Origin of the sequence: Streptacidiphilus jeojiense, from assembly GCF_000719095.1 — a bacterium.
GTDB classification, from domain to species: Bacteria; Actinomycetota; Actinomycetes; order Streptomycetales; family Streptomycetaceae; genus Streptacidiphilus; species Streptacidiphilus jeojiensis.
In genome coordinates this window covers 1-13,544 of sequence record NZ_JOEH01000023.1, presented here as the reverse complement: position 1 = coordinate 13,544, position 13,544 = coordinate 1, and the positions used below count along the sequence as shown (strand labels likewise).

At 73.5% G+C, this 13,544-nt stretch carries 8 protein-coding genes and 1 pseudogene; 6 read left to right on the top strand and 3 right to left on the bottom strand.

Annotated elements, in window-relative coordinates; genetic code table 11:
- The first annotated feature begins 16 nt into the window (after positions 1–16).
- From IF29_RS0128380 to IF29_RS0128370, 3 genes are read left to right on the top strand one after another with little or no spacing between them, the layout of a single operon-like run.
- Positions 17–1,180, top strand: a complete 1,164-nt coding sequence (locus IF29_RS0128380) for an exonuclease SbcCD subunit D (protein WP_030260742.1) — start codon at positions 17–19, stop codon at positions 1,178–1,180.
- A complete protein-coding gene (locus IF29_RS0128375; RefSeq protein WP_030260731.1) occupies positions 1,180–4,164 on the top strand; it encodes an AAA family ATPase in 2,985 nt (994 codons plus the stop codon). Before IF29_RS0128380 ends, IF29_RS0128375 begins: the two co-directional genes overlap by 1 nt.
- Before the next feature lie 53 nt (positions 4,165–4,217).
- Entirely contained in the window at positions 4,218–5,891 is a 1,674-nt protein-coding gene (locus IF29_RS0128370) for a glycoside hydrolase family 13 protein (protein WP_157623965.1), read from the top strand.
- A 148-nt stretch (positions 5,892–6,039) separates the two neighbouring features.
- On the opposite strand, the gene IF29_RS0128365 is transcribed toward IF29_RS0128370, so the two are convergent.
- On the bottom strand, positions 6,040–8,430 hold the full coding sequence (locus IF29_RS0128365) for a Tex family protein (RefSeq protein WP_030260726.1): 2,391 nt from the start codon (positions 8,428–8,430) through the stop codon (positions 6,040–6,042).
- A gap of 113 nt (positions 8,431–8,543) precedes the next feature.
- On the opposite strand from IF29_RS0128365, the gene IF29_RS0128360 reads away from it, so the two are divergent.
- Both IF29_RS0128360 and IF29_RS0128355 read left to right on the top strand, forming a co-directional pair.
- Positions 8,544–9,419 (top strand): helix-turn-helix transcriptional regulator, encoded by an 876-nt coding sequence (locus tag IF29_RS0128360; protein WP_030260724.1) that lies wholly within the window; start codon positions 8,544–8,546, stop codon positions 9,417–9,419.
- Positions 9,420–9,612: 193 nt separating this feature from the next.
- The gene (locus IF29_RS0128355) at positions 9,613–10,881 is read left to right on the top strand and encodes a S53 family peptidase (protein WP_051726130.1); all 1,269 of its coding nucleotides are present in this window, start codon (positions 9,613–9,615) and stop codon (positions 10,879–10,881) included.
- Positions 10,882–10,957: 76 nt separating this feature from the next.
- On the opposite strand, the gene IF29_RS0128350 is transcribed toward IF29_RS0128355, so the two are convergent.
- The gene (locus IF29_RS0128350; protein WP_030260720.1) at positions 10,958–11,812 is read right to left on the bottom strand and encodes a thioesterase family protein; all 855 of its coding nucleotides are present in this window, start codon (positions 11,810–11,812) and stop codon (positions 10,958–10,960) included.
- Positions 11,813–11,899: 87 nt separating this feature from the next.
- On the opposite strand from IF29_RS0128350, the gene IF29_RS0128345 reads away from it, so the two are divergent.
- Positions 11,900–12,700, top strand: a complete 801-nt coding sequence (locus IF29_RS0128345; RefSeq protein ID WP_030260717.1) for an SDR family NAD(P)-dependent oxidoreductase — start codon at positions 11,900–11,902, stop codon at positions 12,698–12,700.
- Between the two features lie 37 nt (positions 12,701–12,737).
- On the opposite strand, the pseudogene IF29_RS46310 reads toward IF29_RS0128345, so the two are convergent.
- A pseudogene (locus IF29_RS46310) lies at positions 12,738–13,544 on the bottom strand (glucose-6-phosphate isomerase); the annotation flags it as partial.

The following is a 13,544-nucleotide window of genomic DNA, read 5'->3' as shown; positions in this document are numbered from 1 at the left end:
GTTACTGTCGTTGACCATGCGACTGCTGCACACCTCCGACTGGCATCTGGGGCGGACCCTCCACCGGGAGGACCTGCTTCCGGCGCAGCGTGCCTTCCTGGACCACCTGGTCGCCACGGTGCGGGCCGAGGCGGTGGACGCCGTGCTGGTCGCGGGCGACGTCTACGACCGGGCCATCCCCGGGCTGGGGGCGGTGGAGCTGTTCGACCGGGTGCTGCGGGAGCTGGCCGGGCTCGGGGTGCCGGTGGTGCTGATCGCCGGGAACCACGACTCGGCCCGGCGGCTCGGGGTGGCCGCCCGGCTGATCGAGCGGGCCGGGGTGCACCTGCGGACCGACCCGGAGCGGTGCGGTGAGCCAGTGCTGCTCGCCGACGAGCACGGTCCGGTGGCGGTCTACGGACTGCCGTACCTGGAACCCGCGCTGGTGGGGGCCGGGCTGGGGGCCGAGAAGGTGAGCCACGCGGCGGTGCTGGCCGCGGCCATGGCGAGGGTCCGTGCGGACCTGGCGGACCGTCCGGAGGAGACCCGCTCGGTGGTGCTCGCGCATGCCTTCGTGGTGGGCGGCGAGGTGAGCGACAGCGAACGGGACATCGCCGTGGGCGGGGTGCCCAGCGTGCCCGCCTCGGTGTTCGACGGGGTCGACTACGCGGCGCTGGGGCATCTGCACGGGTGCCAGACGATCAGCGAAAGGGTGCGCTACAGCGGATCCCCGCTCGCCTACTCCTTCTCCGAGGCGGCGCAGCGGAAGACCATGTGGCTGGTCGATCTCGGCCCCGGGGGCGAGGTGGCGGCCCGCCGGATCGACTGCCCGGTGCCGCGGGCCCTGGCCTGCCTGCGCGGCCGGCTGGACCAGCTGCTGGAGGATCCGGAACTGGCCCGGCACGAGGACTCCTGGGTGCAGGCGGTACTGACCGATCCCGGACGTCCCGACCGGGCCATGGAGCGGTTGCGAGCCCGCTTCCCGCACGCCCTGCAGCTGGCCTTCGAGCCGGAGGGCGAGCTGGGCGACGGGCTCCCCTCCTATGCCGCGCGGACCCGGGGGCGCAGCGACACCGAGATCGCGCTGGGCTTCGTCCGGCACGTCCGGGGCAGCGGTCCGGGGCCCGAGGAGGAGCTGCTGCTGCGCGAGGCCACCGAGGCCGCGGGCGCCGCCGCGCTCGCCGAGGGGGGTGGACGCTGATGCGGCTGCACCGTTTGGAGATCACCGCGTTCGGCCCGTTCGCCGACACCCAGACCGTGGACTTCGACGCCCTGGCCGCCGGCGGCCTGTTCCTGCTGCGCGGGGCGACCGGCGCGGGCAAGAGCAGCGTCCTGGACGCCGTCTGCTACGCCCTGTACGGGACGCTGCCCGGCAGCCGCCCGCGGACCCGGCTGCGCAGCGACCACGCCGCGGCCGACGTCCGCACCGAGGTGGTGCTGGAACTCACCCTGGGCGGCCGCCGGTTGGAGATCACCCGCAGTCCCGAGCAGGTGCGCGCCAAGAAGCGCGGCCAGGGGGTGACCACCGACAAGGCGCAGACGCTGCTGCGGGAGAGGGTGGTCGACAGCGCGAGCGAGGACGGTGTGTCCTGGCGGGCCGGCAGCCGGGCGCACCAGGAGATCGGCGCCGAGATCCAGCAGCTGCTGGGCATGAGCCGGGAGCAGTTCTGCCAGGTGGTGCTGCTCCCCCAGGGCGGCTTCGCCCGCTTCCTGCACGCCAGCGCCCCGGAGCGGGCCGAGCTGCTCGGGCGGCTGTTCGACACCGCCCGCTTCGGCGCGGTGGAGGGCTGGCTGGCCGAGCGCCGCCAGCAGTCGGAGAAGGCCTGCCAGGCGGTGCGCGGGGAGATCGGCTCCCGGCTGGAACGGCTGCGCGAGGCGGCCGGGACGGACGACCCGGCGCCGGTGGACGTGGACGCGGACGGTCTCGGCTGGGCGGCCCGGCTCCGGGTGGAGGCCCGGGAGCAGCTGGCGGTGGCCCGCTGCTGGCACCGGCTCGCGGTCGAAGGGCGCGAGCTGACCGCCGAACGGGCCCGGGCGGTCGAGGTACTGGCGGACCGTCAGCAGCGGCACCGGCGCGCGGTCCGGCAGGCGCACGCTCTGGAGCAGGGCGCCGCCGATCAGTCCGCGGCGGAGGCCCGGCTGGAGCGGGCCCGCCGCGCCGAGGCCGTGGCCCCGCTGCTGACCCTGCATCAGCAGGCGCTGCTGACCCGGCGTCGGCTGGAGGCGGCCGAGCAGCAGGCCCGAGCCGCGCTGCCCAGCGGCGACGGCCGGAGCGACGCCGAGCAGTTGGCCGCCGCCGAGCACGCGACCCGCGAGGAGCTGGGCGGCCTGCGGGCACTGCTGCCGGCCGAGCAGCAGTTCCACGGCAACGAGCGCACCCGCCGCCGGCTGGAGGCCGAGCGCGACGACGCCGAGGGCCGGCAGGCCGAGGCGGTGGAGTGGTTGGAGCAGTGGCCCGCGCTCCGGGAGCAGGCCGCCGCGTCGCTGGACACGGCCAGGCTGGCGGCGGCGCGGGCCGAACAGCTCGACGCCCGGCTCGCCGAGCTGCGGCAGCGCTGCGAGGCCGCCGAGCGGGCCGAGGGGCTGGGCAACCGGCTGTCGGGGTTCGAGCAGCGTGAGCTGGCGCTGCGGGAGAGTGCGGCGCGGGCCCACGAGGACTGGCTGGAGCTGCGCGAACGGCGGCTGCAGGGCATGGCGGCCGAGCTGGCGGCCCGGCTGGCCGAGGGCGAGGCCTGCCCGGTGTGCGGCTCCGCCGAGCACCCGGCACCGGCCAGGAGCGGTCCCGGGCAGGTCACCCGGGAGCAGGAGCAGCAGGCCGAGCGGGCGCACCGGGATGCGGCGGCCCGCGCCGAGACGGCCCGCGAGGACGTCCAGGAGCTGCGCCGGCAGATCGGTTCGCTGGCCGCCGTCGCCGGCGACCGTCCCGCCGCCGAACTGCGCCGGGAAGCAGAGCAGTTGAGCGCCGAACAGGCCGCGGCCCAGCAGCAGGCGGCGGTCGGGCTGCGGGCCCAGGAGGAGCTGGACCGGCTCCAGCACGAGCAGGTCCTGCGCAGCGAGGCCGCGGTGCAGGCCGCCGCGATGCTGGCCGCCCGCACCGCGGGCCTGGACGCCCTGGCCGTGGAACAGGCCCGGCTGGCGGCCGAGTTGCAGCGCGGGCGCTCCGGCGCCGAGTCCGTGGCCGCGCGGGTGGCCGAGCTGGAGCCGCTGGCCGAGCGGCTGAACCGGGCGGTGGCCGCCGTCCGCGAGGCGGCGGCCGGCGCACAGGCGGTCGCCGCCGCCGAGGCCTCGGCCCGGGCCGCCGCCGAACGGGAGGGCTTCGCCGACCCCGGCGAAGCCGAACGGGCGGCGCTCCCCGCCGCCGAGGCCCAGCGGCTGCGCACCCAGGTGGAGCGGCACCGGGCCGAGGTGGCCCGGGTCCGTACCGAGCTGGCCGACGCCGACCTGCTGGCCGCGGTACGGCTGCCGGAGGCGGACCCCGAGGCCGAGCAGGCCGCGGACCGCGCCGCCGAGCAGCGGCTGCGGCAGGCCTACGCCCGGGAGCGGGCCGCCGCCGACCGCTGCGCCGCGCTGGACCGGCTGAGCGACGGGCTGGCCGACGAGCTGCGCCGGCTGGGACCGCTGGCCGCCGAGCACGCCACCGTCGCCGGACTGGCCGGGCTGGCCGCCGGGACCAGCAGCGGCAACCGGTTCCGGATGTCGCTGGAGACCTATGTGCTGGCGGCCCGGCTGGAACAGGTCGCTGCGGCGGCCGGGGCGCGGCTGGCGGTGATGTCCCAGGGCCGCTACTCGCTGGCCCACACCGACCTGCGGGCCAGGGGTGGCGGCCGTTCCGGCCTGGGCCTCAGCGTGCTGGACGCCTGGACCGGCCAGGAGCGGGACACCTCCACCCTCTCCGGCGGCGAGAGCTTCTTCGCCTCGCTGGCCCTTGCCCTGGGCCTGGCCGACGTGGTCACCGACGAGGCCGGCGGGATGCCGCTGGACACCCTGTTCATCGACGAGGGCTTCGGCTCGCTGGACGAGGACACCCTGGAGGACGTCCTGGACGTGCTGGACCGGCTGCGCGAACGGGACCGGGCGGTGGGCATCGTCAGCCACGTCGCCGACCTGCGCGGGCGCATCCCCACCCAGCTGGAGGTCCGCAAGGGGCGCGACGGTTCGACGTTGCGGCAGCATGTCACCGGGTAGGTCACCGGGTAGGTTCCCGGGCGGGCCGGGACGGCTCGGTCCCGACCCTGGGCATGGAGGAGACGACTTTGACGGATCAGGTGGCGGAGCAGGTGACGGAGACTCAGCCGTGGTGGCGCGGGGCGGCCATCTTCCAGGTGTACCCGCGCAGCTTCATGGACGGCAACGGCGACGGCACCGGTGATGTGGCCGGCATCCGCAGCCGGCTGCCGTACCTGGTGGAGCTGGGCGTGGACGCGCTGTGGATCTCGCCCTGGTACGTCTCCCCGCTGGCGGACGGCGGCTACGACATCGCCGACTACCGCGACATCGACCCGGCCTTCGGCACCCTCGCCGAGGCCGAGGCGCTGATAGCCGAGGGCCATGAGCTGGGGCTGCGGACCATCGTCGACCTGGTCCCCAACCACTGCTCGGACCAGCACCCCTGGTTCCGGGCGGCGCTGGCGGCTGCCCCGGGCTCGGCCGAGCGGGCGCTGTTCCACTTCAGCCCCGGGCGCGGGCCGGGCGGCGACCTGCCGCCCAACGACTGGCAGGCCCACTTCGGCGGCTCCGCCTGGCAGCGCACCACCGACGCCGAGGGCCGGCCCGGCGAGTGGTACCTGCACATGTTCGCGCCCGAGCAGCCGGACTGGAACTGGGACAACCCGGCGGTCCGGGCCGAGTTCGAGTCCATCCTGCGGTTCTGGCTGGACCGCGGCGTGGACGGCTTCCGGATCGACGTCACCGACCACCTGGTCAAGGAGCAGGGCCTGCCCCACTCCGCCGGGCACCACGGCCGCCCCGACCCCTGGCGGGACCAGGAGGGGGTGCACGAGATCTACCGCAGCTGGCGCGCCATCACCGACTCCTACCCCGGCGAGCGGATGTTCGTCGCCGAACTCTGGGAGAACAACCCGGCCCGCTTCGCCCGCTACCTGCGCCCCGACGAGTTGCAGACCGCCTTCAACTTCCCGCTGCTGAAGTCCGGCTGGGACGCGGCCGAGCTGCGCGGGGTCATCGACGACACCCTGTCCGCGCACGCGCTGGTGGGCGCCCCGCCGACCTGGGTGCTGTCCAACCACGACACCACCCGCCACGTCACCCGCTACGGCCGCGCCGACACCACCTACGACTTCGACCGGGCCGGGCGCTTCGGCCGCCCGGTCGACCTGGACCTGGGCACCCGCCGCGCCCGCGCCGCCGCGCTGCTGACCTTCGCGCTGCCCGGCGGCGTCTACGTCTACCAGGGCGACGAGCTGGGCCTGTGGGAGGTCGAGGACATCCCCGACGAGCTGCGCCAGGACCCCACCTGGCTGCGCTCCGGCCACGTCGACCGGGGCAGGGACGGCTGCCGGGTCCCGATCCCGTGGAGCGGCACCGGGCGCCCGTTCGGCTTCAGCGCGGGCGACGGGGACGCGCCGCCGTGGCTGGACGTCCAGCCGGCGGCCTGGAAGGAGCACACCGCCGCGGCCGAGTCCGGGGTGGCCGGATCGCATCTGGAGCTTTACCGGGCCGGGCTGCGGCTGCGCCGCGCGGAGCCCGGGCTCGGCGACGGCCCCATGGCCTGGCTGCCGTCCGCACCGGAGGTGCTGGACTTCACCCGGCCCGGCGGCTTCCGCTGCGTGGTTAACCTGGGCCCGACCCCGGTCGCCCTGCCCGGACAGGTCGAGCTGCTGTTGGCCAGCGGCCCGCTGGACGGGGAACTGCTGCCCACGGACACGGCCGTCTGGCTACGTCAGGCCGGGTGACCCGGACCGCCAAAGCAGGAAGTCCCCTTCCGCACGGGGGAGCGGATGGGGACTTCCTTGGATCATCGTACGAGTGCGGCGCCGGACGCCCGGACCATTGGCGCACCAGGATCCACTGTGCCATCAGCCGATGGCAGCAACGCCCCGATCAGGGCCGCAGACCCGCCCTGCGCAGGGCGTCCGCCATCGCGCTGTTGGCCGCCGGCGCCGGCGCGGCGCCGCCCCGGGCGTTCTCCCGCCGGGGCTGCGGCGCCCTGCGGCCCTGGCCCTGCGGCCGCTGACCCTGCGTCGGACCCTGGCCCTGGCCCTGGTCCTGCCCCTGCTGCCGACCACGCGGCCCGCGCTCCTGCTTGGGCCCGGCCTCGTCGTCCAGCCGCAGCGTCAGCGAGATCCGCTTGCGCGGGATGTCCACCTCCAGCACCTTCACCCGGACGATGTCGCCGGACTTCACTACCTCGCGCGGGTCCTTGACGAAGGTCCTGGACAGCGCCGAGACATGGACCAGGCCGTCCTGGTGCACGCCGACGTCGACGAAGGCGCCGAAGGCCGCGACATTGGTGACGGTGCCCTCCAGCAGCATCCCCGGCTCCAGGTCGGAGAGCTTCTCCACGCCCTCCTTGAAGGCCGCGGTACGGAACGCCGGCCGCGGGTCCCGGCCAGGCTTCTCCAGCTCGCGCAGGATGTCGGTGACGGTCGGCACACCGAACTGCTCGTCGGCGAAGTCCGAGGGGCGCAGCCCGCGCAGCACCGAGCCGTTGCCGATCAGCGCCTTGAGGTCGCCGCCGGTGTTCGTCAGGATCCTGCGCACCACCGGGTAGGCCTCGGGGTGCACGCTGGAGCCGTCCAGCGGGTCGTCGCCGCCGGGGATCCGCAGGAAGCCCGCGCACTGCTCGAAGGCCTTGGGGCCGAGCCGGGCCACGTCCTTGATCGCCTTGCGGCTGCGGAACGGGCCGTTGGCGTCGCGGTGCGCCACGATGTTGTCGGCCAGGGTCGCGCCGATGCCCGACACCCGGGTCAGCAGCGGCGCCGAGGCCGTGTTGACGTCCACGCCGACGCCGTTGACGCAGTCCTCGACCACCGCGTCCAGCGAGCGGGACAGCTTGGCCTCGGAGAGGTCGTGCTGGTACTGGCCCACGCCGATCGACTTGGGGTCGATCTTGACCAGCTCGGCCAGCGGGTCCTGCAGCCGGCGGGCGATGGAGACCGCGCCTCGGATGGAGACGTTGAGCTCGGGCAGTTCCTGCGAGGCGAAGGCGGAGGCCGAGTAGACCGAGGCGCCGGCCTCGGAGACCACGGCCTTGGTCAGCTTCAGTTCGGGGTGACGCTTGATCAGGTCCCCGGCCAGCTTGTCCGTCTCCCGCGAGGCCGTGCCGTTGCCGATGGCGATCAGCTCGACCCGGTGCGCCGCGCACAGCCTGGCCAGGGTGTGGATGGACTCGTCCCAGCGGTTGGCCGGGACGTGCGGGTGGATGGTGTCGTGGGCGACGACCTTGCCGGTGGCGTCCACCACGGCGACCTTCACCCCGGTGCGGAAGCCCGGGTCCAGGCCGAGGGTGGCCCGGGTGCCGGCCGGGGCGGCCAGCAGCAGGTCGCGCAGGTTGGCGGCGAAGACCCGGACCGCCTCGTCCTCGGCCTCGGTGCGCAGCCGCAGCCGCAGGTCGATGCCCAGGTGCACCAGCAGCCGGGTGCGCCAGGCCCAGCGGACGGTGTCCAGCAGCCAGCGGTCGGCGGGCCGGCCGCGGTCGCTGATCTCGAACTTCTGCGCGATCCGGGACTCGTAGCCGCCGGGGGCCTCGGCGTCGGCCTCGTCGGCGTAGGGCTCCATCGTAAGGTCCAGGACGTCCTCCTTCTCACCGCGCAGCATCGCCAGCACCCGGTGCGAGGGCAGCTTGACGAAGGGCTCGGCGAAGTCGAAGTAGTCGGAGAACTTCGCCCCGGCCTCCTCCTTGCCGTCGCGGACCTTGGCCGACAGCCGGCCGCGGCCCCACATCCGCTCGCGCAGCTCGCCGAGCAGGTCGGCGTCCTCGCCGAAGCGCTCGACCAGGATCGACCTGGCGCCCTCCAGCGCGGCCGCGGCGTCCGCCACGTTCTCGCCGAGGTAGCCGGCGGCCTCGGCCTGCGGGTCCCGGGTCGGGTCGGCGAGCAGCAGCTCGGCCAGCGGCTCCAGCCCGTTCTCCCGGGCGATCTGGGCCTTGGTCCGGCGCTTGGGCTTGTAGGGGAGGTAGATGTCCTCCAGCCGGGCCTTGGAGTCGGCGGCGCGGATCTGCGCCTCCAGGGCCTCGTCCAGCTTGCCCTGGCTGCTGATCGACTCCAGGATCGCGGTCCGCCGCTCCTCCAGCTCGCGCAGGTAGCGCAGCCGTTCCTCCAGGGTGCGCAGCTGGGCGTCGTCGAGCTCGCCGGTGGCCTCCTTGCGGTAGCGGGCGATGAAGGGCACGGTCGCCCCGCCGTCGAGCAGGTCGACCGCCGCCTGCACCTGACCGGCCCGTACACCGAGCTCCTCGGCGATGGTCTGCTGGATGGACGCTGTCTGAAGGGTCACGCGCGGTTACCACTCTCTCGCAGGGATGCCACCTGCATTCTGCCGCGCGCAATGGGCTGGGGAAAACCACGGGTCCCGGCGGGTTGTCAGTGGTGTGCGGCACGATGGATCGCATGACGACTGCCCCCGCTCGTCGCACCGAGCTCGCCGCCTTCCTGCGCAGCCGCAGGGCCAGGATCACCCCGGAGGAGCTGGGCCTGCCGCCCGGCCCCCGGCGGCGCACGCCCGGGCTGCGCCGGGAGGAGGTCGCCCTGCACGCCGGGGTCGGCGTGACCTGGTACACCTGGCTGGAGCAGGGCCGCCCGATCAACGCCAGCCCGCAGGTGCTGGACGCGATAGCCAGGACGCTCCGGCTGAACCAGCCGGAGCTGAGCCATCTCTACCGCCTCGCCGACATCCGCACCGCACCCGCGCCGCCGCCCTGCGACGACCTGGACCCGACGGTCCAGCGGATCCTGGACGACTTCGGCACCTTCCCGGCCTGTGTGATCAACTCCCGGCTGGACGTACTGGCCTGGAACGCCCCGTACGCGGCGCTGTGGCCCCGGTTCCGGGGGTCGCGCGGGCGGAACCTGCTGTGGCTGAGCTTCACCGTCCCGGCCTGCTGCAGCTCCCTGGTCGAGCGGGAGGTCGACCTGCCGCTGCTGGCCGCGCTGTTCCGCACCCACTACGTCCGGCACCTCGGGGACCCGGACTGGGAGGGCCTGGTGGACGACCTGCTGGCGGTCAGCCCCGAGTTCACCGAGATCTGGTCGCGCCAGGACGTGGCCGGCGTGAGCACCCGGACCAAGCGCCACCAGCATCCGGCCGTGGGTGAACTGCGGGTGGTGGTGAGCAACTTCGAGATCCTCGGGGCCACCGACGTCGAGCTGGTGGTCTACACCCCGGAGGACCCGCAGAGCCGCGAGCGGCTGCAGTGGCTGCTGGACCACCCCGAGGCCCCCGGCTACGCGCACGACCACCCGGACGTCCTCTACGTACACGAATAGAGGGTTTTCCCTTGCTCGCAGGCTGTGAAGGGCCTGTCATCCGCGGGAGAAATCGCCAAGAACGGCGCACATCTGTGACGCGCAGGTAAATCCCACTGAGGCCACCTTGTTGTCGATGGTTCGTCAACCTTAGCTTCGGTGCGATTCAGCACGGCCCCCGGTTCCCCCGAGCACAACTCCTGGAGGCAGCGCCTTGCGCAAGCTACTGACCACCCTGATCGGCGCGGTGGCCCTCACCGTGTCGGCCCTCGCCGTGTCGGCCCCCGCCGACGCCGGCACCATCGCCGCGACCCCCAAGATCGGCGTCACCTGGACCAACGTCTGTGCCGCCACCCCCGCGGCCGGGTACGCGTCCTGCAACGCCAAGCGCGTCACCGGCGGCACCACCGCCTACATGGCCGCGAAGGCCGCCAGCCAGGGCAAGAGCGTCGCCCCGCTGGCCAGCACCTCCAGCCCGTCCGGCTTCGGCCCGACCGACCTGCAGAGCGCCTACGGCCTCGCCTCCGCCGCGGCCAGCAACGGCTCCGGCGAGACGGTGGCCATCGTGGACGCCTACAACGACCCCAACGCCGCGGCCGACCTGGCCGTGTACCGCTCCTACTACGGCCTGTCCGCCTGCACCGTGGCCAGCGGCTGTTTCAAGCAGGTCAGCCAGACCGGCAGCACCACCTCGCTGCCCACCAGCGACTCCGGCTGGGCCGAGGAGATCTCGCTCGACCTGGACATGGTCAGCGCCGCCTGCCCGAACTGCAACATCCTGCTGGTCGAGGCCAGTTCGGCGTCGTACGCCAACCTGGGCACCGCGGTGAACGAGGCGGTCAAGCTCGGCGCCAAGTACGTCTCCAACAGCTACGGCGGCTCCGAGTCCTCCTCGGAGACCAGCTACGACACCTCCTACTACAAGCACGCCGGTGTCGCGATAACCGTCAGCTCCGGTGACTCCGGCTACGGCGTCGAGTACCCGGCCGCCTCCCAGTACGTCACCGCCGTCGGCGGCACCAGCCTGGTCAAGGCCACCTCCACCACCCGCGGCTGGACCGAGAGCGTCTGGAAGACCAGCAGCACCGAGGGTGCGGGCTCCGGCTGCTCCAAGTACGAGACCAAGCCCACCTGGCAGACCGACACCGGCTGCACCAAGCGCACCGTCGCCGACGTCTCGGCCGTGGCCGACCCGGCCACCGGAGTCTCGGTCTACGACACCTACGGCGTCAGCGGCTGGTACACCTTCGGCGGCACCAGCGTCGCCTCGCCGTTCATCGCGGCGGTCTACGCGCTGGCCGGCACCCCGTCCACCAGCTCCTACCCGGCGTCCTTCCCCTACGCCCACACGTCCTCGCTCAACGACGTGACCAGCGGCTCGACCTCCACCTGCTCCCCGGCGTACCTGTGCACCGCGGAGACCGGCTACGACGGCCCGACCGGCCTCGGCACCCCGAGCGGCACCACCGCCTTCGCGGGCTGACGGTCCGTCACTGACAGTCCGTCACACGAACGGGGAGGGCACCGACCGCCGGGTCGGTGCCCTCCCCCACGTCAGATCACGCCGGCCGCGGCACGACCGCCAACTGCCGGGACTGGGCCACCAGCCGGCCGGAGGCGTCCCACACCTCGGCGTCCTCCTCCAGCAGCCCGCCGGCCAGGTTCCGGGTCGAGTGGACCACGCGCAGCCAGCCGGGCACGGGCCGGGCCCGAACGTGGACGGTGAGTTCCAGGGTCGGGGTCCAGCCGAAGAGGCCGAGGTCGAAGGTGACCGGCGGCAGCGCGTCCACGGCGAACAGCAGCATCAGCGGATCGGGCTCGCGGCCGTCCGCCATCCGCAGCCAGCCCTGGATCCGGCCCTCCCCGGAGGGCTTGCCCAGCGCCCAGCCGACACAGGCCGGGTCGAGCCGCAGCTCCAGCCGCTTCAGCAGCGCGGCCTCGGTGAGGAAGTCCGGGGGCGCAAGCTCGGAGCTGATGCACTCCTCCACCGGCGGCAGTTCCGGCGGGGTGGCGCTGGTGCGGACCTCGCCCTTGGCGGCGTCGAGGTCGCCGTAGGAGGCGAGCACCCGCAGCCGCTCCACCATGGCGCCCTGCTCGTCCGGTTGGAGCAGGGTGGCGGCGCCCGTGCTGAAGGTGCGTCCGCGCCGTACCGCCTCGGTACGGATCTCGCCGGGGCCGGGACGGGCGGCGGAGATGTAGTAGGCGCTCATCGAGAACGGGTCGCCGTGGCCGTTCACGGCGCCCAGCTCCTGCCGCAGGGCGTTGCCGACCAGGGCGAGCAGCAGCCCGCCGTTGATGCCGCCGCCGATGCGCCAGCCCGGGTCCAGCGCGGCGTCGTACACCGAGGGCACACCGGGGCGTGCCGTGACGGCGATCCCCCGGTCGAACTCGGACACCTGATCCGCTGCCGTCATACCGGTCGCTCCTCAATAAGTTACTTGCCAGTAGCTAACTGCACTGTCGCTTCCAAAGTCAAGGCGACGCTGGTAGTCATCGGTGGCATGACGGACAGCGAGACAGCGGACCCCTTCGGCCTGACCGACCGGGTCGCCGTGGTCACCGGCGCGGGAAGCGGCATCGGCCGGGCCACCGCACAGGTACTGGCCGCCGCGGGGGCCTATGTGGTGTGCGCCGACGTGAACGGGGCGGCGGCCGGGGCCACCGCCGAGAGCATCGGCAAGTCGGCCGGCGCCGCGACGCTGGACGTCACCGACCGGGCGGCGGTCTTCGCCCTGATCGAGAACACCGCCGCCGAACGCGGCCGGCTGGACATCCTCTGCAACATCGCCGGCATCATCCGCACCGGCCGGGTGCTGGACGTGCCCGAGGCCGACCTCGACGCCGTACTCGCCGTCAACTTCAAGGGCACCTTCCACGCCTGCCAGGCGGCGGCCAGGATCATGTGCGCCAACGGCGGCGGCAGCATCGTCAACACCGCCTCCGGAGCCGTGGACACCGCCCAGCCCGAGATCATGAGCTACTCGGTGTCCAAGGCCGCCGTGGTGCAGCTGACCCGCAACCTCGCCGCCGAGGTGGGCCGCTACGGCGTCCGGGTGAACGCGGTGGCACCCGGCCTGGTGCGCACCGCGATGACCGGACGCCACTACCTGCGGCCCGACGGCAGCATGGACGAGACCGCCCGCGCCGCCGCCGAGAAGCCGCTGCGCCGACTGTCCCCGCTGGGGATGATCGGCGAACCCGAGGACATCGCCTACGCCGTCCGCTACCTGGTCAGCGATGCCGCCCGGTTCGTCACCGGACAGATCCTGCGTCCCAACGGCGGTGTGGCGATGCCCTGGTGAGTGGGCGTCAGTGGGGTCGGTGTCAGCGGGGTGGGTGTCAGCGTCCGCGCAGGGTGCGGTAGCGGGTGGCCAGGGCGGCGGTGGAGGAGTCCAGCGCGTCCAGACCCGCACCCTCGACCAGGACCGGCTCGATCCTCTTGGCCAGCACCTTGCCCAGCTCCACGCCCCACTGGTCGAAGGAGTCGATGTTCCAGATCGCGCCCTGCACGAACACCTTGTGCTCGTACAGCGCGATCAACTGCCCCAGCACCGACGGGGTCAGCTCCTTGGCCAGGCTGGTAGTACGCGTGCTGCCCGTTGGTGCCCGGCGTGCCCCACACCACCGGACCGGTCTGCCACCGCACCGACTGCCCGTCGCGGTCCACCGACTTGCCGTTGGACTCCATGTCCAACTGCTGCAGATAGGCGGTGAACTTGGACAGGTAGTGCGAGTACGGCAGCACCGCATGCCGCGATCATCAGCGACAGGCCGATCGCCGAGTCGTAGGAGTACCGGCCCCCCACCCAGTCCCAGAACTCGAACATGTTCGCCACGTCGATGCCGAAGTCGGAGACCCCGGCGGCGTTGGTGGACAGCGCCACGAAGTGCTTGGCGACCGCGTCCTTGCCCGCGCCCAGCCCGTCCAGCAGCCAGGTGCGCGCCGAGGTGGCGTTGGTGATGGTCTCGATGGTGGTGAAGGTCTTGGAGGCGACGATGAACAGCGTCTCGGCCGGGTCCAGGTCCCGCACCGCCTCGTGCAGGTCCGCGCCGTCCACGTTGGACACGAAACGCACCGTCAGGTCCCGGTCGGTGAACGAGCGCAACGCCTCGTAGGCCATCGCCGGACCCAGGTCCGAGCCGCCG